Genomic DNA, 18,893 nt, shown 5'->3' with positions numbered 1-18,893 from the left:
GCGCGATCATGTCGTCTCAGACGGGCGCGACATCGCCGTTCCCGGCACGCTGCACCGTTGCTTCACGCGTCGATCGCTTCCTCGTCCATGCGGCCGGCATTCTCCTGGATGAACGCGAAGCGGTGCGCCGGGTTATTGCCCATCAGGCGGTCGACCAAGTCCTTCACCTGCGCGCGCTCCTCGTACTCCTGCGGAAGCGTGATGCGAAGCATGCCGCGGGTGGCGGGGTCCATCGTGGTTTCGCGGAGCTGGCTCGGGTTCATCTCGCCGAGACCCTTGAAGCGGCCGACATCGACCTTCTTGCCCTTGAACACAGTGCGTTCGAGTTCGGCACGGTGCGCGTCGTCGCGTGCGTAGACGCTCTTGGTGCCGACGGTAAGGCGATAGAGCGGCGGCTGCGCGAGGTATAGGTGCCCGCGGCGGACGAGTTCGGGCATCTCCTGGAAGAAGAACGTCATCAGCAGCGTCGCGATGTGCGCGCCGTCGACGTCTGCGTCGGTCATGATGACGATGCGTTCGTAGCGGAGCGTATCCGGCGTGCAGTCTTTCCGCGTACCGCAGCCCAGCGCGAGCGTCAGGTCGGCGATTTCCTGGTTGGCGAAGATCTTGGCGCTGGTGGCCGACGCGACGTTGAGGATCTTCCCACGGATCGGGAGGATCGCCTGCGTCTTCCGATCACGCGCCTGTTTCGCCGAGCCACCTGCCGAGTCGCCCTCGACGATGAACAGCTCGGTGCCTTCGGGCGAGTTGGCCGAGCAATCGGTGAGCTTGCCGGGCAGGCGGAGCTTCCGCGCGGACGTCGCGGTCTTGCGCTTGACGTCGCGTTCCTGCTTGCGGCGCAGGCGTTCGTCCATCCGCTCGAGCACATAATTCAGCAGCGCCTTGCCGCGCTCCATGTTGTGGCTGAGGAAATGGTCGAAATGATCGCGTACCGCCTTCTCGACGAGACCGGCGGCCTCGGGGCTGGTGAGGCGATCCTTGGTCTGGCTCTGGAATTGCGGCTCGCGGATGAACACCGACAACATCAGTTCGCTGCCGATCATGACGTCGTCCGCGCTGATATCCTTCGTTTTCTTGTTCCCGACGAGATCGCCGAATGCACGCAAGCCCCGGACGAGCGCCTGGCGGAGACCCTGTTCGTGCGTGCCGCCGTCGGGGGTCGGGATGGTGTTGCAATACCAGCTGTACGAGCCGTCGCTCCACAGCGGCCATGCGACCGCCCATTCGACGCGGCCCTGCGTTTCGCCGTTCGCGCTCGGGAAATCCTGCGAGCCCGAGAAGAAGTCCGAGGTCGCGCATTCGCGGCCGGCGATCTGGTCGCGCAGGTGATCCGCGAGTCCGCCGGGGAACTGGAACACGGCCTGTGCGGGGGTATCGTCGCCGATCAGGTCGGGCGCACAGTGCCAGCGGATCTCGACGCCCGCGAACAGATACGCCTTCGAGCGGACGAGCTTGTAGAGGCGTTGCGGCTTGAAGTTCAGTTCGGTGCCGAAGATCTCGGTGTCGGGCGTGAACGCGACGCTGGTGCCGCGACGGTTGGGCGTTGGTCCGAGGTGCTCGATCGGACCGAGCGTCAGGCCCTTGGCGAAGCGCTGACGATACAACTGCCGATCGCGCGCGACTTCCACGACCGTGTCGGACGAGAGCGCGTTGACGACGCTGATGCCGACGCCGTGCAGGCCGCCCGATGTCGCATAGGCCTTGCCAGCGAACTTGCCGCCCGAGTGCAGCGTCGAGAGGATCACCTCCAGCGCGGACTTGTCAGGAAACTTCGGATGCGGGTCGACCGGGATGCCGCGACCGTTGTCGACGATCGTCAGGCGGTTGTTCGCCTCCAGCGTGACTTCGATCCGCGTCGCGTGGCCGGCGACCGCCTCGTCCATCGCGTTGTCGAGCACTTCGGCGGCGAGGTGATGCAGCGCGCGCTCGTCGGTGCCGCCGACGTACATACCGGGGCGGCGGCGTACGGGTTCGAGGCCTTCGAGCACCTCGATCGAGGACGCGTCATAGGTGTTGGCGGCGGTTTTGCCGGCGCCGGGCGTCGAGGGGGACGCGAACAGATCTTCAGCCATGGCGGGAACGTAGCCGCAGGCGTCGGACAAAGCCACAGGCTCTGTTTGTTCTCCCTGTGATGCAAAAGTCACATTGATATAGATTGTTGCTTTGGGGGGATAACTTTCGCGGAACGGGCCGTTTATGAAAAACCTGTCATGAAGTTTCCGGGAGTGAATATGACTAAGACGATGATGGTGGCGCTTGCCGGCGCCGCTACGCTGGGTTTTGCCGCAATGCCTGTCGCGGCGCAGGAGATCACCGAAGACGCACCGTTCAGCGGCATCTATTTCGGTGCAGCCGGTGGCTATGACGTGCAGCCGAACGACGAGGGTTCGTCGATCCTGTTCGATCGCAACCTCGATGGCCGCTTCGGTGATGCCGTCACGACCGCCGCTGGCGCCAACGCGTTCTCGCCCGGCTTCTGCAACGGCGCAGCGCGGAGCAGCACGGCTCCTGCCGTCGGTGGCCGTGGCTGCCGCAATGACAAGGACAACACCGCCTATTACGCCCGCGTCGGTATCGACCAGCAGCGTGGCAACATCGTCGTCGGCGTCGTCGGCGAGTTCGGCAAGTCGAACATCCGCGACAGCGTCACCGCCTTCTCGACCACGCCTGCCTTCTACACGATGACGCGCGACCTCGACTGGGAAGCCTCGATCCGTGGCCGTGTGGGCTATGCGGTCAACACGACGCTGTTCTACGGCACGTTCGGTGCGGGCTATGCGCGCATCAACCGCGATTTCTACTCGAGCAACACCGCGAATGCCTATGCGCAGAGCGGCAAGAAGAACCAGTTCGGCATCACCGGCGGCGGTGGCATCGAGCAGAAGCTCGGCAAGAACATCTCGGTCGGCATGGAATACATGTTCCATCAGTATCAGGACGACGACGCACGCATTCTCGTGACGCGCGGCACGCAGCCTGCGAACAACCCGTTCGTGCTGGCGCCGAACACGGCTGGCACCGCGTTCAAGCGTTCGGATGACAATTTCCGCTGGCACAGCCTGCGCGGAACGGTGGCGTTTAGGTTCTAAGGCGCAGGGCGGCCGCTGCCACACTGGCAGCGGACTCGCCCAAGCCCGGCCGGCGCGGCTCGCCGCGACCGACGACATGGGCTTTGCCCATGGCTAGCTGATGTAGAAAGGGCCGCTTCCACGCATGGGGAAGCGGCCCTTTTCCATTTCGCCGGTTGTGCAAGCGCGTCAGCTTTAGCTTTGCGCGCAAGTTTGTTTCCCCGCGAAGGCGGGGACCCAGTCTGGGCTCCCGCCTTCGCGGGAGAACAAGGAAGGGGCGGAAGACGCTGAGCTTATAGAGCACCACCCCGGCGGAGGCCGGGACCCAGTTGGGAAACGTTGCTAAACGCGCGCGGCGCTCAGTTGCCGAGACCTTTCCAACTGGGCCCCGGCCTTCGCCGGGGTGGTAGCGTTTGGAAAAAAAGCCGCTTCCTCACCCGAGGAAACGGCCTTTTCTACATCACGCTGGCCATGGGCAAAGCCCATGTCGTCGGCCGCAGCTAGCCGCGCCGGCCGGGCTTGGGCGAGTCCTGCGCCAAGTTGGCGCAGGCCGCCCTGCGCCTCACCTGGGCCGCGGACCACCGAACGGCAGCGGCGGGGTCGGACGACGATCGCGGCGCGGCAACTGCGCCTGGTAGGCATGGCCGCAATGGTCGACGCAATACGGGAAGCCGGGGTTCACCGCCTTGCCACAGAAATGGAAGTCGGGCTCGCCGGGATGGCCGAGCGGCCATTTGCAGATGCGGTCGTTGAGTTCGAGCAGGCTCGTCTTGTTCGCCATCTCGGCAGACGGCTTGGCAGGCACGAGCCGACGCGGCGGCGCGGGTGTGCTCGGAGGCTGCTGTTCGCCGGGCGCCTGACGGAGGAACCCGCCTGGGCCGACCGAGCGCAGGATCGGCTGCGGCGCGCGGACGGGCGCGGCGACGGCCGGAGCAGCCTCGTCCTCATCCTCGTCTTCGTCGTCCTCGGGCTCTTCGGCGACCGGCTCTGGTTCGACCGGTGCCGCAGGCTTGGCCGCTGCCACGACAGGCGGCGCGACCGGCGCGGGCTTGGGAGCCTCGACCTCGACCGGCTCCGGTGCCGCGACCGGCTCAGGGGCTGCCGCAGCAGCCGACGCTGTTGCCTCGGCCGCGGCAGCCGCCTTCGCCTCGGGATCGTTCGGCTTCACCGGCGACGGGCGCGCCTGTAGCTCGAGGCGGTGCGCCTTGCCGATGACGGCGTTGCGGCTGACGCCACCCAGGGCTTCGGCGATCTGGCTGGCGGTCTGGCCGGCCTCCCACATCGTCTTGAGCGTCGCGATGCGCTCGTCGGTCCAGGACATGTTCGTTCCTTAGTCTTGCTCAGCCGGGTTGCGGGCGGCAGCGGCAGCGATTACCCGCAACGCCTATGAGCAGCCAGCCCCCAATCGGTGAAATCCATTCGGCGGTGCACTCCGCCCCCGGCGTTCCCGTCATTAAGAGCGTGAACTGGGAGGGATTGCGAACCCTCTATATCAAGGAGGTGCGCCGGTTCTTCAAGGTGCAGCTTCAGACGGTGTGGGCGCCGGCGATCACGACGCTACTGTTTCTCATCGTATTCACCATCGCGACCGGCGCGAAAAGCCCGGTTCCGGTCGACGGCCAGATCGTCGCATTCGCCGATTTCATCGCGCCGGGACTGATCATCGCGCAGGGGATGATGGGGCCGGCGTTCGCCAATGCGAGCTTCTCGCTGCTCGTCGGCAAGATGCAGGGCACGATCGTCGATTACCTCCAGCCGCCCTTGTCGACGGGTGAGTTGCTGGCCGCGCTAGTCGGCGGTGCCGTGACACGCGCGGTGATCGTCGGGATCGTCGTGTGGGCGGCAATGGCGCTGTATCCGGGCGTGCACGTGACGCCGCACGCTCCGCTGGCGATCGTCTGGTTCGGGTTGCTGGGCGCGGTGTTCCTGGCACTGCTCGGCGTGCTGACGTCGATCTGGGCGGACAAGTTCGACCATGCCGCCGCGGTCACCAACTTCGTGATCGCGCCATTGTCGCTGCTGTCGGGGACGTTCTACTCGGTCGACAAGCTGGCGCCGGCGTTCCGCGCGTTCAGCCATGCGAACCCGTTCTTCTATATCATCTCGGGGTTCCGATATGGGTTCCTCGGGATCGCCGACTCGCCGGTGATGATCGGCGGGATCGTGATCCTGGTGATCGATCTGGTGCTGGCGACACTCTGCTATCGGTTGCTCAAGAGCGGTTGGAAGCTGAAGAACTGATGCACAGGCTCGCGCTCTGGCTGGTGGCGTTGGCGGTGGCTTTGCTGCCGGTCGGGGCGGTGGCGCAGGGTGCGGTGGCCGACCCGGCTTTGCGGGCGAAGGCGGATGCGCTGGTCGCGATCCTCGACGGGCGCGGAGCCTACGACACGTATTTTGCGGCGAGCTTCCGCGAGAAGGTGCCCAAGGCGCAGTTTTCGGTGATCGCCGAGAAGCTGAAGGCGACGCTGGGCGCGCCGCAGAAGATCGAGTCGCTGGCGGCGACGTCGGCGTGGTCCGCGGATCTGGTCGTTGGGTATGCGCGGGGGACGGCGAGCATTCGGCTGGTGATAGACCCCGCGGTGCCGCATGCTTCGACCGGGTTGCTGATCACGGGTACGGGGGCGCGGGACGATACTTTGGCGAAGGTCGGGGCGGAGTTTCGTGCGCTGCCGGGGGCTAGCGGGTTCGGGTTGTATGCGCTGGGTCAGGCCACACCTGAGCCGATCCTCGAATACCGTGCGGACGTTGCGGCGCCGCTCGGGTCGGCGTTCAAGCTCTGGGTGCTGGCGGAACTGGCGCGGCAGGTGGCGAGCGGCGAGCGGCATTGGAATGACGTCGTGAAGGTCGGGGCGCCGTCCCTGCCGTCAGGCGTGTTGCAGACCTGGCCCGCCGGGTCGCCGGTGACCGTGCAGACGCTGGCGACGATGATGATCTCGATCAGCGACAACACCGCGACGGATACGCTGCTGACAACGCTCGGACGCGCGAAGGTCGATGCGATGGCGGAGGCTGCTGGCGGCGGCGTGCCGGTAATGACCACGCGCGAGATGTTCGCGCTGAAGGGCGATCCGGCGCTGACGAAGGCCTGGGCGGCGGGATCGGTGGACGAGCGACGGGCGCTGCTGGTGGACAACGCGGTGAAGATTTCAACGGCCAAGCTGGATCCGACCGTGTTCGCGGGGAAGCCGGTGGCGATCGACAGCGTCGAATGGTTTGCGAGTCCTTCGGCGATGGCGGGGCTGCTGGATCGGTTGCGGGGGGCGGATGCTACAACTCGGGCGGTGCTGGCGGTGAATGCGGGGGTGGACCCGGCGATCGCCAAGCGGTTCGCGTATGTCGGTTTCAAGGGTGGTGGCGAGCCGGGGGTGCTGACGCTGAACTATCTGGTGCAGGCGAAGGACGGGCGTTGGTATGCGGCGACTGGGAACTGGCACCGGGCTGACGATGGCGTGAACGAGCTGCGGTTCGCGGGTCTGATGGGGCGGGCGCTGGCGTTATTGGCGGCGCGGTAGGTTTAAAGTCGCCATCCTCACTACCACCCCGGCGAAGGCCGGGGCCCAATTGGGGGACGTTGCTAACGGCGGGTAGCGCTTCGTTATTTCCACCTTCCCATTTGGGCCCCGGCCTTCGCCGGGGTGGTGCTATTGGTGGAAAAAGCGGCGGTGGCTCAGGCCCGCCCAGCCGCCTGCCAGCTATCCGCGCAGAGCCCGTAGATCAGGCTATCGCGCAACCCTAGATGCGTTTCCCATTCGTCGCGCAACAAGCGCTCGCGCCGGAACCCTAGGCGTTCCAACAACGTAATCGACGCAGTATTCTCGGTATCGGCATCCGCAAACACCCGGCTCCGCCCCTCAGCAAACAACCGGTCGATCACAGCCGACACAGCCTCCCGCGCGATCCCTAGCCCCCAAGCCTCCCGCGCGAGGATGAAACCAATCTCCGTCACCCCTGCCCCATCAGCCTCGCTCCCCGAGACCCAGCCGATCGCGCGGTCGTCGCCGGTGCGGGTGATCGCCCAGGTACGCTGGTTGCCCGGCGCGGCTTCCTCGGCGAGGTAGGTGCGGACGTCGTCGACCGAGCCCAAGGGGCCGTCCGCCGAATAGGCCATCAGTTCGGCATCGGCGAGCATCGGGTGCAACGCGGTCGCGTCGCCCTCGACGAGCGGCCGCAGGCGCAGCCGACGCGTCTTCAGCACCGGCGATACGCCAGCGCGCCGTGGTCTGCGTCCGGGTTGCCTCACGCGGTCAGGGCATCCACGAGCGCGCGGACTTTCTTCTGGCGCCACTGCGGGAGCGGGGCGACGAGCCAATAGCCCCCCTTCGAAGGCTGCGACTCGCCGATAAGCCGTACGCGGGCCTGCGCGAGATCGCGGCGAGCGAGCAGTTCGGGAACGGTCGCGCGGCCAAGACCCGCCGCCGCCGCATCGATCGCGAGCCCGGCGTCGGTGACGCGGACCAGCGCGACGCCGTCCTCACCGGACCATGCGATCGCGGCTTCGCTATCGGTGCCGGGCTTGGCGATCGTCACCATGCCCTCCGATTCCAGCGCCTCGCCCTCATGCTCGCCCGGACCATCGCCCCAACGGATCGCGAGGTCGAGATTGGCTTCGGTGAAGTCGACATTCTCGTCGGCGGTGATCAGCACGAAGCGGAGTTCTGGGTCCGCCTCGGCGATCTGCGCGAGCCGCGGCATGAGCCACTTCTCGGTCAGGTCGCGCGGCGCGGCGATCGTCAGCGATTTCGACGACTGCCCGGCCTGCATCGCGCGGACAGCTTCCTCGAACTGGAGGAACCCGCCGCGGAGCGCGCCGAGACCGGCTTCCGCCTCAGGCGTCAGTTCGAGCCCGCGCGTGGTACGGCGGAACAGAACGACGCCGAGCGTATCCTCCAGCGCGCGGATCTGCTGGCCGACCGCCGCCGGTGTCACCGCCAACTCGTCCGCAGCACGCGTGAACGACAGATGCCGCGCCGCCGCATCGAGCACGCGCAAGCCGTTGAGCGGGAGATGCGTACGCTTCAATTCAGCACCGCGGGGGCGAACAGCGAGAAGCGGGGAATCTCGACCGCGAACACCGCGCCGTCTTCACGGACCATCTGGTAGCTCCCCTGCATCGCGCCCGAGGGCGTCGCGAGCGGGCAGCCCGAGACATAATCGAAGCTAGCACCCGGTTCGATCACCGGCTGTTCGCCGACCACGCCTTCGCCCTCGACCGAATGCCGCGCGCCGCGACCGTCGGTGATCACCCAGTGGCGGGTGAGCAACTGGACGGTCTCGGTGCCCTCGTTCTCGAGGCGGATGTGATAGGCCCAGAACCAGCGGCCCCGCTCGGGCTCGGACTGTTCGGGCAGATAGCTGACCGACACGCGCACCGTCACCCCATCGGTCGTCGCTGCGTTGGGGAACAGCGCCTTCACAAGCCCGCCTGACGCAGCGCCTGATCGAGATCGTCGATAACGTCCTGCGCATCCTCGAGCCCGACGTTGATCCGCAACAGACCCTCGGTCACGCCCATCTCGATCTGCTTGTCGGGCGAGACGCTCGCGTGCGTGGTCGAGGCGGGATGCGTCATCAGCGAGCGCGAGTCGCCGATGTTGTTCGAGATATCGACCAGCTCCAGCGCGTCGAGCAACGCGTGTGCCTGTTCGCGCCCCTCGACCTCGAACGCGAAGATCGGCCCGCATGCGTCCATCTGGCGCTTTGCCAGTTCGTGCTGCGGATGGCTCGGCAGGAAGGGATGCAGCACGCGAGGCACGCGGCCTTCGAGGAATTCGCCGACCTTCATCGCGTTTTCGGACTGGCGGTGGATGCGCAGGTCGAGCGTTTCGAGGCCCTTGAGCACCACCCATGCGTTGAACGGCGACAGCGTCGGGCCGGTGTTGCGCGTGAACGGCAGCAGCGTGTTGGTGATGAAATCCTCGGTCCCGCAGACTGCACCGGCGAGCACGCGGCCCTGCCCGTCCATCATCTTGGTCGCGCTGTACGCGGTAACGTCCGCGCCGAACTCCATCGGCCGCTGCAAGGCAGGCGTCGCGAACGCGTTGTCGACCACGGTCGTGATGCCGCGTTCGCGCGCGATGTCGCAGATCGCCTTCAGGTCGGCGATGTCCATCGTCGGGTTGGCGGGCGTCTCGAAGAAGAACACCTTCGTCTCGGGACGCACCGCGTCGAGGAACGCCTGTGGATCGCGCGCGTCGACGATCGTGGTGGCGATCCCGAACTTCGGCAGCAGCGTATCCGTGAGCCAGCGGCACGAGCCGAACGCCGCGCGGCCGCCGACGAGATGGTCGCCGGTCTGGAGCTGGCACAGCAGCGACGCGGTCATCGCCGCCATGCCCGTGGCCATCGTCCGGCACGCCTCGGCGCCCTCCAGCAGCGCGATCCGTTCCTCGAGCATCTGCACGGTCGGGTTCTGGAGGCGGGAATAGGTCATCCCCTCCTGCTCGCCGGCAAAGCGCGCCGCGGCGTCGCCTGCCTTGTCGTAGCAATAGCCCGAGGTGAGGAACAACGCCTCCGACGTCTCGCCATATTCGCTGCGGGCGGTGCCGCCGCGGATGGCGCGCGTCGCGGGACGCCAATTCTGAGTGATCGAACGATCCTGGCCGGTCTTGCGCTTCATGCGCGCCGCTTTGCCGGGGGGGAGCCGTTATGACAACCCCGGGGACAAGCCTTGCGGGTGTGTGAGCGGCGGCCTCTAGTATCGTCCCCAGGTGAATTTTGACGACAGCGCGTAGTTCCACACCGCGCCGACCAGCACGCCGATCAGCGCGGAGGCAGCCCAGGCACCGTCCCGCATCTCGTATAGGAACGCGGCGATGCCGACGTTGGCGACCGCGCCGACCGAGCAGATCACCGCGAACGACACCCAGCCGTCGACCAGTTGCCGCCAGCCCTTCAGACGCCGATCGCGATAGGTCAGTGCGTTGTTGAGGAAGAAGTTGAAGGTCAGCGCCACGAAGGTCGCCAGTATCTCGCTCGCCAGGAACCGGGCGCCCAGGCCCATGAACAGCGCGGTCAACACCGCCATGTGGATGCCGACGCCGAGCAGTCCGATGACCGAGAACATCGCGAACCGCACGGGCACGATCCGCCCGAACATCCGGTCGTAGATCGCGATCAGATATTCCAGCGCGACGACATTATCGAGCTTGCTCTCGCCTTCCTCGCGAACACGGAAAACATAGGGCAGCTCGGCGATGCGCAGGGGGGTCGGCGAGGCGGTAAGCAGGTCGAGCAGGATCTTGAACCCGATCGCCGACAGCGACGGCGCGAGGCGGCGGACGATGTCGGTGCGGATCATGAAGAAGCCGCTCATCGGGTCGCTGAGATCAGCCTTCAACACGACGCGCGACAGCCTGGTGGCCAACGCCGACTTGGCGACCCGGTCGCTGTCCCACTCCCCGGTGCCGCCGCCATCGACGAAACGCGAGCCGATCACCACGTCAGTCTCGCCGCCCTGCAGACGATCGAGCATCGCCGGCAACAGCGTCTCGTCATGCTGGAGATCGCCGTCGATGACCGCGACGAACGGCGCAGCGGTCGCGCACATGCCCTCGATGCACGCCGAGGACAGCCCGCGGCGACCGATCCGCTGGATCACGCGGACCCGCGGATCGTGCCGTGCGATCGCGCGCGCGGCGCCTGCCGTATCGTCGGGACTGTCGTCGTCGACGAAGATCGCCTCCCAGTTACGCCCCGCCAGCGCGCGGTCGAGCCTGGCGATCAACGTCGCGACATTCGCCGACTCGTTGAACGTCGGGATGACGATCCCGAGTTCGAGCAGGCCGCCGATCACCGCGTGCTCAACCGAGCTTGGCCAGTACCGCATCACCCATCTCGCGGGTCGACAGCGTTCCGCCAAGATCGGGCGTCCGCGCGCCGTCGAGGATCGCCCCCGCGACCGCCGCCTCGATGCGGTCCGCCGCTTCGGGCAGGTCGAGCGAGTGGCGCAGCATCATCGCCGCGGACAGGATCGCCGCACACGGGTTGGCCTTGCCCTGTCCCGCGATGTCGGGCGCGCTGCCGTGGATCGGCTCGTACATGCCCTTGTTCGAGTCGTTGAGCGCAGCGGAGGGGAGCATGCCGATCGAGCCTGCGCACATCGACGCTTCGTCGGAGAGGATATCGCCGAACAAATTGCCGGTGACGATCACGTCGAACTGGCCGGGATTGCGCACCAGCTGCATCGCCGCGTTGTCGACGTACATGTGGCTGAGTGCGACGTCGGGATAGTCCGCCGACACCTCGATCACGACGTCGCGCCACAGCTGTGAGGTTTCGAGCACGTTGGCCTTGTCGACCGAGAGCAGCTTGCTCTTGCGGGTGCGCGCGGTCTCGAAGCCGACGCGGGCGATGCGCGCGATTTCGGTCTCGTCGTAGCGCATCTCGTCATGGCCTTCGCGCAGGCCCTCGGCGGTGGTGCGGATGCCCTTCGCGCCGAAATACACGTCGCCGGTGAGTTCGCGGACGATGACCATGTCGATCGACCGCGCGATTTCGGGACGGAGTGCCGACGCATCCTCGAGGCCGGCGAACAGCTTGGCCGGGCGCAGGTTCGCGAACAGGCCGAGCTCCTTGCGCAGGCCCAGAATGGCCTGCTCAGGGCGGAACTGGCGTTCGAGCGCATCGCAATCGGGATCGCCGACCGCACCGAACAGGATCGCATCCGCGCGGCGGGCAAGGTCTAGCGTCTCGGGCGGCAGCGGATGACCGACCGCCTTGTACGCGGCACCGCCGACGAGGCCCTCTTCGTAGGTGAGGTCGAGGCCGAGCGTATCGAGCACGCGACGCGCCTCCGCCGTGACTTCGGGTCCGATGCCGTCGCCGGCCAGTATCGCGATCAAGGGCATGTGCGTTCCTCCTGCGCGGCCCTTGCCGGGCGGTGCGCGCTCACGCAACCGCCCTTTTCAGGCGATCGACCAGCCGGTCGCGCGCTGCCAACGGATCGGCGCGACGGTCGACGAGGATGTCTCGGGCGAGGAAGTGGCCGGTCAACCGCAGGCCATCGAAGATGTCCGGCCATGCCGCTTCACCGCCTGCCAGCAGGAAGTCGGGTAATCGCAGGAGCTTGCCTTCATACCCGAACGCCGCCCCACGCGAGACGGCTGCGCCGCTTTTTGGCGACACGAAGCCGAGATCATCCTCCGCTCCGGTCGCGACGCAGCGGTCGAGATCGAGTCCGAACCCCAGTTCCGCCAGCACCAGTAATTCGTACCGCACCAGCGCCGCCGCCCAGCCGCGGGCGGACGGCGCGCTCTCGATTGCACCCAGCACGCCGTCGAGCGCGTCGTGAATCTGCGGATAGGGCTGCGCCTCGGGAAGAGCGGCGGCGGCCAGCGCAGTCGCCCATTCAAGCGCACCCGCGGCGAGCGGTTCGCCGTGCAGCGTCGCGCGGCTGTGGATCAACTCTGCAGTCAACGACGCGAGCTGCTCGCCGGTCCGCGCGCGCCACTCGCCCTGGATGACGTTCGCCTGCAGCAGCACCGGCCGCATCGCGCGTGACCGCCCACCACGGACGTAGCCAGGCTGGACGCCGTCATTCCGGGTCAGCGCGCGTACGATCGCGCCATGCTCGCCATGCTGGCGAACGGCGACGACGATGGCAGAGGCGCGAAGGTGCATGAGTATTCATCGAGCCTCGTTCGACCGGAAGCAACTCCTCAACGCATTCGCGACCCGAGCCAAGAGCGATCGGCGGTGTCATACCGAGTTCGCACTTGAGGCGCGCGCACGTCAGGTACGCCGCGACCGGGGGCGTTCCGAGATCCAGTTCGACCAGAGCTGCTCGGCCTGTCGCCACCGCGTCCGCACCGGGTCGGGGCCAAGCGGGACGTCGCCGCGGTCCAGTTCGAGCACGGGGCGATCTGTGAAATGCGTGGTCGGCAGCACGTCGCGCATCTCCGCGAGCATGGTGCACAATGCCTGGAAGCGGCGGACATGAACCGCGTTCGCGCGCGTGCCGCGGCGGTTGGCGAGTTCGAAACCGTGACTGACGATCGTCACCGCGGCATGATGCGACACCGCCGCGTGTTCGAGCGCATCGTAACTTTCGCCCGCCGACAAGGCGCAGAGCTGGAAGGTGCGTATCCGACCGCGGAGGTCCTCGATCACCGTCACTGGGACTTCGACGATGCCAGTGTCATCCCCACGCCGGACCGGGGCGATCTGGCGTGCGGGGAGCGAGATGCGGCTGGTGTGCGGCGCCTCCGATCCGTTGTGGCTGCTGTCATAGGCGAAGCCCAGGCCTTCGAGTGCGGTAAGCGTGTCATCGTTTGCGGCATAGCTGCCCGCGCGAAACGCGATCGGGTGCGGCGCGCCGGCCTCCACCAGCAGTTCGGTGGCGCGAACGAGGAGGTCGATCTGTTCATCGAGGCTGTAGGTGTAGAGCTGGAACCGGCCGTGCGCGACTCCGCGATCACCCGCCTGCGCGCTGGTCCAGTTGGGGTGGAGGTGGAGCTGGACCTCCTGCCCGGCGTCAAGGATCGTCTCGACCATGCGGCGGATGGGCGCGGGCCCAAACGTGATCGCCGGCATAGGGTCGACGAAGAAACACGCCTTCAAATCATTCCGCGCAAGTTCAGCGAGTTGATACCCTAGTCCGACTCCAGCCGGCTCCAGCGAACGCGCGTAGATCGCGTCGCAATCGAGACCGGCGGCATGGTGGCGCCAGGCGAACTCGGTATCGACGGTCAGAAAGACAGGGGTAGTCACGGGCTTGTTTGTAACAATCAGTGATGAAAATGGTGTTTCGTTTTTATCCAATTCAACCTGATTTGGATTAGTTTTTTACCTGGAGCGCTCGTGATTTATGCTGCGCCCCCACGCATTACCGCGAATGGTAGAAGTCATAGACCTGTTGCGCGACGCCCGCCGATACGCCGGGCGCCTGCTGGAGATCCTGCAAACTCGCGTTGCGCACCGCGCGGCCAGTGCCGAAGTGCATCAGCAACGCCTTCTTTCGCGCGGGGCCGATGCCGGGGACCTCGTCGAGTGGGCTGGCGCCGATCGCCTTGCTGCGCTTGTCGCGGTGGACGCCGATCGCGAACCGGTGGACCTCGTCGCGGAGCCGCTGGAGGTAGAAAAGGACCGGCGCGTTGATGGGGAGCTGGAACTCGCGACCGTCGAGCATGTGAAACACCTCACGGCCATCGCGACCGTGTTCGGGGCCCTTGGCGATCCCGACCAGGCACACGTCCTCGACGCCGATCTCCTCGAGCGCGGCTTTCACCGTGTTGAGCTGGCCCTTGCCGCCGTCGATCAAGACGAGATCCGGCCAGTCGCCCGAATCGCGATCGGGGTCCTCGGCCTGCGCACGCGAGAACCGGCGGGTGAAGACCTCACGCATCATCGCGAAATCGTCGCCCGGCGCGGTATCCTTGTTCTTGATGTTGAACTTTCGATACTGGCCTTTGCGGAAGCCCTCGGGCCCCGCGACGACCATCGCGCCGGTCGCGGCGGTGCCCTGGATGTGGCTGTTGTCGTAGATCTCGATGCGCTCGGGCGGCTCGGCGAGGTCGAACAGGTCGGCGACCTCGCGCAGCAGCTTGGCCTGCGTGGTCGATTCGGCCTGGCGCCGCTCGATCGCCTCGATCGCGTTGCGTTTTGCCTGATCCATCAGGCGACGACGATCGCCGCGCTGCGGGACCTGCAGCGTGATCTTGTAGCCGGCGCGTTCGCCTAGTGCCTCGGCCAGCAGTGCACCTTCCGTCAGTTCGCGGTCGAGCAGGATCTGCTTGGGCGGCGGGACTTCCTCGTAGAACTGGCCGAGGAAGCTGGTCAGCACCTCGTCCTCGGGGACGTCGTTGGTGTGCTGCGGGAAGAAGCTGCGATGGCCCCAGTTCTGGCCGCCGCGGATGAAGAACGCTTGGATGCCGATCAGCCCGTCCTTGCACGCCATCGCGAAGATGTCCGCGTCGCCCACGCCCTCCGCGTTGATCGCCTGCGTACCCTGGATGAAGGTGAGCGCGCGAAGACGATCGCGGAGCAGTGCCGCGAGTTCGAAGTCCATGTTCTCGGCAGCCGCCTGCATCTGCGCGCCGAGCTTGGCCTGCACGCCGGTCGATTTGCCGCCGAGGAACGCCTTCGCATCTTCGGTCAGTTCCCGGTACGCAGCCTTGTCGATCCGGCCCACGCACGGCGCGGAGCAGCGCTTGATCTGGTACAACAGGCAGGGCCGGTCGCGCGTCTTGAAGAAGCTGTCGGTGCAACTACGCAGGAGGAACAGCTTCTGGAGCGCGTTGAGCGTGTTGTTGACCGAGCCGGCGCTGGCGAACGGCCCGTAGTAATTGCCCTTCGCCCGGCGCGCGCCGCGGTGTTTCTGGACGCGCGGGAAGGCGTGGTCGTCGCGCAGCAGGATGAACGGGAAGCTCTTATCGTCGCGCAACAGCACGTTGTAGGCGGGGCGATAGCGCTTGATCAGCTGCGACTCGAGCAGCAGCGCCTCGGCTTCGTTGTTGGTCGTGACGATCGTCATCGACCGCGTCTGCGACACCATCCGCTGGAGGCGCTTGGTCAGCCGCTCGACCTGGACGTAGTTCGCAACGCGGTTCCGTAGCGCGCGCGCCTTGCCGACGTAGAGCACGTCACCGCGCGCGTCTTGCATGCGGTAGACGCCGGGGCGGATCGGCAGCGTGTCTAGCACGTTGCGGATCGCGGCTACGCCCGCCGCGAGGTCTGGCGCTTCACCACCACCGCGGACGGCGAACGTGGACTTGTCTTCGTTGAACCGGTCGGGGGAATTGGGAGATGACATCGCTTAGGAATCTAGGGAGTGCGAGGGGGTTATGCCAGCTTAAGGCAGTGATGTTCACGCGAAGGCGCTAAGGCGCGAAGAGAAGGGAGGAGTTGGTTCACGCGGAGACGCGGAGCCGCGGAGAGAAGATTCGAGCAGTGCAGCGGTCGCCCTCAAACTGCCGAAGGCTTGTATCGGCTTGAAGCTAGCCGGTCCGTCACCCCCGTGTCCAACACCTCCGCGTCTCCGCGTCTCCGCGTGAACCCACCCTCTCTTCGCGCCTTTGCGCCTTCGCGTGAATCAACCTTCTTCATGCCCTACGGGGCAACGAAAGTCAGGTTTGCGCGAAGACCTTGGTACCGACGATGCCGACAACGGTCAGGGCCATGAAGCAGGCCTGGATGCCGCTGACCTTGTCGCCGAACAGGATGACGCCGCCGATGATAACGCCGATCGCGCCGGCGCCGGTCCAGATCGCATAGGCTGTGCCCGCTGGGAGGCCGCGCATGGCGAGCGCGAGCAGGCCCATGTTGACGAAGCTGAGGATGATCGGGACGCTGGAGGCCTGCCACGTGGCGACGGTGGCCGCCCATTTCAGGCTGAGCGCCCAGCAAATTTCGGTGACGACGGCGACGGCGAGGATGAGCCAGGACATGAATGTTCTCCAACGGGCTCAGATTGGAGACTCGGCCGCCGGAAACCCGGGAAGAGACGGCCGTCTGTGCAAAACAGGAAAAGCGCCAAGCGAACGACCGTTCCCCCGCGGAGGCGGGAGTCCAGGGTTGCGGGCGCTGTCCTATGAGATCCTGGGCCCCCGCCTTTGCGGGGGAACGGCAGCGCTTCCAACGCTGCCCCCGGTTAGTTGAGGCGGGCTAGACCCGAAATCGAGCGGTCAACCATCATGCGGTCGGCGGCTGCGTCGTGGTGCTCGGCGATCAGGATACCAGCGGCCTTGCCCGCGGCATCGGCAGCCCGCGCACGGACTTCGGCAATCGCGGCGCGTTCGGCGGCGGCGATCTTATCCTCGGCCATCTTCGCGCGGCGGGTCATCAGGTCTTCGGCGCCAGCCTTGGCCTTGGCGATGATCGCCGCGGCTTCGTGGTGTGCGTGGGCCTTCATCGCTTCGGCTTCAACGTGCGCGGTCTTCGCCTTTGCCTCGTACTCAGTGCGGATCGCTTCGGCTTCGGCACGGAGCGCCTTGGCTTCGTCGAGCTGCGTGCGAATGCCGGCGATGCGCATGTCGAGCATCTTGCCGATCATCCCTGGAACCTTCTTCCAGATCATCAGCAGGATGACGACGATCATCGCCACCGCGACCCAGCCGGTCGAGGTCAGGCCGAGCGCGGTCGGATCGGCGACATGCTCGACGCCGCCGGGCGCGGCCGTGTGCCCCTGGAGGCCCTGGTTGTCGATCGCACCTTCGGGCGCCATGCCCTCTTCGTGGATGACCTTTGCGGCCGAATCTGGATTAGCCATGCGCCGTCGTCCTGCGTACCGCGTCGGTCGCCGCGTCCAGGCTGACCTGGAGACCAGCGACCTTGGCGGCCAATTGCTGTGCTGCTTCGGCGGCGACACCCTGCAAGTTCGACAGCGCCTCGGCCCTCGCGTTGGCTACCGCCAGATCGTGATGACCCAGACGCTCGGCGAGTTCGGCATCGGCCGCGTGGACCTGCTGCTCGAACGCGGTCGCCGCACGCTTGGCTGCTGCCGCGGTCTCGGCCTGCGCCGCAACGCGGGCCGCATCCATTTCGGCCTGCCAGTTCGCCTGGACCGTATCGGCCTGCGTACGGGCAGCGACCGCTGCCGCCAGATCGCTCGCGATTCGGCCTTCGCGCGAGTCCACGTTGGACACGATCTTTGGCACCATTCCCTTGCCGATCCCGAAATACAGGATGCCGAAGGTGAGGAGCAGCCAGAAGATCTGCGAGGCGTAGGTAGCGGCTATCTGGGAAATCTGGGGCATGTCGGTCCTTCGTGAAACGGCCGGGCGCGGTCGCCCGGCCAATTCAGCGAGTTGTTAGGCGACGAACACGAGGATGATCATCGTGACGAAGGCGAGCAGACCGAGAAGCTCGGCTGCTGCGAAACCGATGAACAGACGGCCCTGCTGGCTGTCGGCTGCGCCCGGATTACGGAGAGCGCCGGCGAGGAACTGTGCGAACACGTTGCCCACGCCGAGTGCCGCGAGGCCCATGCCGATCGCTGCGAGGCCGGCACCGATCATCTTTGCTGCTTGTGCGTCCATGGTAAATTCCCTTTGAAAATCAGTTAGGTAATGGAAAACTTAGTGGAGATTGACCGCGTCGTTCAGATAGACCGACGTCAGCAAAGCGAACACGTATGCCTGGATCGCGGCGACCAGCAGCTCGAGCAGCGTGATGCCGATCATCAGCAGCATGCTCGGCGCGCTCACCAGACCGATATACATCCCGCCGAGGTTCAGACCGTTGATCACGAAGGCGGCCAGCACCTTGAGCAGTATATGCCCAGCGGTCATCGCCACGAACAGTCGCAGACCGAGCGAGAACGGACGCACCAGAAACGACATCAGCTCGACCACGAAGATCAGCGGGATCATCAGTGCGGGCGTGCCGCTCGGCACGAACAGCGAGAAGAAGTGGAAGCCATGCTTGCCGAAGCCGACGAGCAGCACGATCGCGAAGCTGATCAGCGCCAACACGCCGGTGACGGTCATGTGGCTGGTCACGGTGAACGGGTGCACGCCGGGGACGATGCCGAATGGCAGGAGCCCGATGATGTTCGCGAACAGGATGAACATGAACAGCGAGAAGACGTAAGGCACGAAGCGCTTGCCGCCGGGGCCGACATTCTGCTCGAGCATGCCGGAGATGAAGCCGGTGAAGCCCTCGACCGCCATCTGCCAGCGACCGGGCACGAGCTCGCGCTTCATACCACCGATCATGAACGCCCAAAGCGCGACCAGCGTCACCACCATCCACAATGCGGAATTGGTGAACGACAGGTCATAGCCACCAACGATCCAGTGCGAGCCGAACGCCGGCTCGATCAGGAACTGGTGCATCGGATCGATCTTGCCGCCCTGTTCTGCCGCCACGTGGAATCCCTGCCGTCTTGAT

General features: G+C 66.1%; 19 protein-coding genes. 3 read left to right on the top strand and 16 right to left on the bottom strand.

What is annotated here, in order from left to right; all coding sequences use genetic code 11:
- Positions 1-62: 62 nt before the first annotated feature.
- On the bottom strand, positions 63-2,072 hold the full coding sequence (gene parE / locus O6X71_RS09740; RefSeq protein ID WP_353465674.1) for a DNA topoisomerase IV subunit B: 2,010 nt from the start codon (positions 2,070-2,072) through the stop codon (positions 63-65).
- A 159-nt stretch (positions 2,073-2,231) separates the two neighbouring features.
- On the opposite strand from parE, the gene O6X71_RS09735 reads away from it, so the two are divergent.
- Positions 2,232-3,089, top strand: a complete 858-nt coding sequence (locus O6X71_RS09735) for an outer membrane protein (protein ID WP_353465673.1) — start codon at positions 2,232-2,234, stop codon at positions 3,087-3,089.
- 541 nt (positions 3,090-3,630) lie between these two features.
- Here O6X71_RS09735 and O6X71_RS09730 read toward each other — a convergent pair.
- Positions 3,631-4,389, bottom strand: coding sequence for a GcrA family cell cycle regulator (locus O6X71_RS09730; protein ID WP_353465672.1), 759 nt, complete (start codon positions 4,387-4,389; stop codon positions 3,631-3,633).
- Positions 4,390-4,454: 65 nt separating this feature from the next.
- On the opposite strand from O6X71_RS09730, the gene O6X71_RS09725 reads away from it, so the two are divergent.
- Both O6X71_RS09725 and O6X71_RS09720 read left to right on the top strand, forming a co-directional pair.
- Positions 4,455-5,309, top strand: a complete 855-nt coding sequence (locus O6X71_RS09725; protein WP_353465671.1) for an ABC transporter permease — start codon at positions 4,455-4,457, stop codon at positions 5,307-5,309.
- On the top strand, positions 5,309-6,580 hold the full coding sequence (locus tag O6X71_RS09720; RefSeq protein ID WP_353465670.1) for a serine hydrolase: 1,272 nt from the start codon (positions 5,309-5,311) through the stop codon (positions 6,578-6,580). Before O6X71_RS09725 ends, O6X71_RS09720 begins: the two co-directional genes overlap by 1 nt.
- Positions 6,581-6,735: 155 nt before the next feature.
- Here O6X71_RS09720 and O6X71_RS09715 read toward each other — a convergent pair whose 3' ends face one another.
- From O6X71_RS09715 to O6X71_RS09650, 14 genes are all read right to left on the bottom strand, one after another.
- Positions 6,736-7,263 carry a GNAT family N-acetyltransferase gene (locus O6X71_RS09715; RefSeq protein ID WP_353465669.1) on the bottom strand — a complete coding sequence of 176 codons (528 nt, stop codon included), beginning with the start codon at positions 7,261-7,263 and terminating at the stop codon, positions 6,736-6,738.
- Positions 7,264-7,304: 41 nt separating this feature from the next.
- Positions 7,305-8,087 carry a LysR family transcriptional regulator gene (locus O6X71_RS09710; protein WP_056055436.1) on the bottom strand — a complete coding sequence of 261 codons (783 nt, stop codon included), beginning with the start codon at positions 8,085-8,087 and terminating at the stop codon, positions 7,305-7,307.
- On the bottom strand, positions 8,084-8,482 hold the full coding sequence (gene apaG, locus O6X71_RS09705; protein ID WP_056488567.1) for a Co2+/Mg2+ efflux protein ApaG: 399 nt from the start codon (positions 8,480-8,482) through the stop codon (positions 8,084-8,086). Before apaG ends, O6X71_RS09710 begins: the two co-directional genes overlap by 4 nt.
- Positions 8,479-9,684, bottom strand: a complete 1,206-nt coding sequence (locus tag O6X71_RS09700; protein ID WP_060527159.1) for a trans-sulfuration enzyme family protein — start codon at positions 9,682-9,684, stop codon at positions 8,479-8,481. The genes apaG and O6X71_RS09700 overlap by 4 nt, the downstream gene beginning before the upstream one ends.
- A 75-nt stretch (positions 9,685-9,759) precedes the next feature.
- Positions 9,760-10,893 carry a glycosyltransferase family 2 protein gene (locus O6X71_RS09695; protein ID WP_353465668.1) on the bottom strand — a complete coding sequence of 378 codons (1,134 nt, stop codon included), beginning with the start codon at positions 10,891-10,893 and terminating at the stop codon, positions 9,760-9,762.
- Complete coding sequence (gene leuB, locus O6X71_RS09690; protein WP_353465667.1) at positions 10,868-11,914, bottom strand: 3-isopropylmalate dehydrogenase; 1,047 nt, start codon at positions 11,912-11,914, stop codon at positions 10,868-10,870. Before leuB ends, O6X71_RS09695 begins: the two co-directional genes overlap by 26 nt.
- 40 nt (positions 11,915-11,954) lie before the next feature.
- Entirely contained in the window at positions 11,955-12,686 is a 732-nt protein-coding gene (gene recO / locus O6X71_RS09685) for a DNA repair protein RecO (protein ID WP_136190996.1), read from the bottom strand.
- Positions 12,687-12,797: 111 nt separating this feature from the next.
- Complete coding sequence (locus O6X71_RS09680) at positions 12,798-13,775, bottom strand: polysaccharide deacetylase (RefSeq protein ID WP_353465666.1); 978 nt, start codon at positions 13,773-13,775, stop codon at positions 12,798-12,800.
- Between the two features lie 115 nt (positions 13,776-13,890).
- Positions 13,891-15,816 carry an excinuclease ABC subunit UvrC gene (gene uvrC / locus O6X71_RS09675; RefSeq protein WP_353465665.1) on the bottom strand — a complete coding sequence of 642 codons (1,926 nt, stop codon included), beginning with the start codon at positions 15,814-15,816 and terminating at the stop codon, positions 13,891-13,893.
- Between the two features lie 313 nt (positions 15,817-16,129).
- Entirely contained in the window at positions 16,130-16,450 is a 321-nt protein-coding gene (locus tag O6X71_RS09670; RefSeq protein ID WP_056488555.1) for a DMT family transporter, read from the bottom strand.
- Between the two features lie 203 nt (positions 16,451-16,653).
- Complete coding sequence (locus O6X71_RS09665; RefSeq protein ID WP_353465884.1) at positions 16,654-17,226, bottom strand: F0F1 ATP synthase subunit B family protein; 573 nt, start codon at positions 17,224-17,226, stop codon at positions 16,654-16,656.
- Between the two features lie 37 nt (positions 17,227-17,263).
- Positions 17,264-17,758: a F0F1 ATP synthase subunit B family protein gene (locus tag O6X71_RS09660; protein ID WP_353465664.1), complete on the bottom strand. Its 495-nt coding sequence runs from the start codon at positions 17,756-17,758 to the stop codon at positions 17,264-17,266.
- A 54-nt stretch (positions 17,759-17,812) separates the two neighbouring features.
- Complete coding sequence (locus tag O6X71_RS09655) at positions 17,813-18,040, bottom strand: F0F1 ATP synthase subunit C (RefSeq protein WP_055873230.1); 228 nt, start codon at positions 18,038-18,040, stop codon at positions 17,813-17,815.
- Between the two features lie 39 nt (positions 18,041-18,079).
- Positions 18,080-18,838, bottom strand: coding sequence for a F0F1 ATP synthase subunit A (locus tag O6X71_RS09650; RefSeq protein ID WP_056056028.1), 759 nt, complete (start codon positions 18,836-18,838; stop codon positions 18,080-18,082).
- Between the last annotated feature and the right edge of the window lie 55 nt (positions 18,839-18,893).

Source organism: Sphingomonas faeni, assembly GCF_040407505.1.
GTDB lineage: Bacteria > Pseudomonadota > Alphaproteobacteria > Sphingomonadales > Sphingomonadaceae > Sphingomonas > Sphingomonas faeni_E.
The sequence above is the reverse complement of the archived record's forward strand: the minus strand, read 5'-3'. Positions and strand labels throughout refer to the sequence as shown.